The 940-nt window shown below is 45.1% G+C and carries 1 protein-coding gene; it reads left to right on the top strand.

Features of this window, described 5'->3' with window-relative positions:
- Window positions 1–940, top strand: a 940-nt coding sequence (locus A3739_RS26245) for a LysM peptidoglycan-binding domain-containing protein (RefSeq protein ID WP_156502863.1), incomplete at both ends; no start/stop codon positions are given.

Genomic DNA, 940 nt, shown 5'->3' with positions numbered 1-940 from the left:
GCTATTAAATACTTGCGTTGGCTCAACAAACGTTTTGATGGTAATTGGATGCACGCACTCGCTTCCTATAACACTGGACCTGGGCGTGTTAGCAAATCAATCAAACGAAACAAAAAAGCGGGAAAGCCCACTGACTTTTGGTCATTAAAGCTACCAAAAGAAACGCGCGCTTACGTTCCTAAACTAATTGCGATGGCTAAAATTGTTGCCGATCCATCAAAGTATGGACTTGAGCTCAAACCCATCGCGAATCAAAAATACTTTAATGTGATCGCACTAGATTCGCAGATTGACCTTGCTCAAGCGGCTTCATTAGCTGAAATTGATATAGAGGAAATCTATCAACTCAATCCGGGATTAAACCAGTGGGCGACACCTCCTGCCGGCCCACACCGCCTTTTACTGCCTAGCAGTATTTCAAAATCATTCGAAGAGAAGCTATCGCAACTCCCCAAAAAACAGCGCTTAACTTGGGATAGCTATGTCGTGAAACGTGGCGACGCTCTGGGTACTATTGCTAAAAAATTCCACACGACCCCTTCATTGATTCGACAAGTAAACAATATTCGCGGCAATACTATTTACCAAGGCCAAAATTTACTAATCCCCGTGGCGTCGAAGAACAAGCATTTCTACAACATGAGTGAGCAAAACCGTATCAGCTCCGCGCAGACGAAAGTCAGGGGTAAGAACGGAGCCAGTAAGGTTTTCTATAAGGTGAAATCTGGAGATACCTTCTGGGATATAGCTCGCGCGCACAAAGTAGGCGTTCGCCAGCTAGCAAAATGGAATGCAATGGCACCTGGAGATGTTCTTCGTCCAGGTAAAACACTGCTAATTTGGTCGAATACAGCTGCGCAAAAAGCCTCAGCAAAACCTGCTTCAACACGTTATCAGCCTTCGATAGCAAGCTCGTATGCCCCGAGAGATAAGCTCAAAA

The organism is Oleiphilus sp. HI0067 (assembly GCF_001635735.1).
The sequence above is the reverse complement of the archived record's forward strand: the minus strand, read 5'-3'. Positions and strand labels throughout refer to the sequence as shown.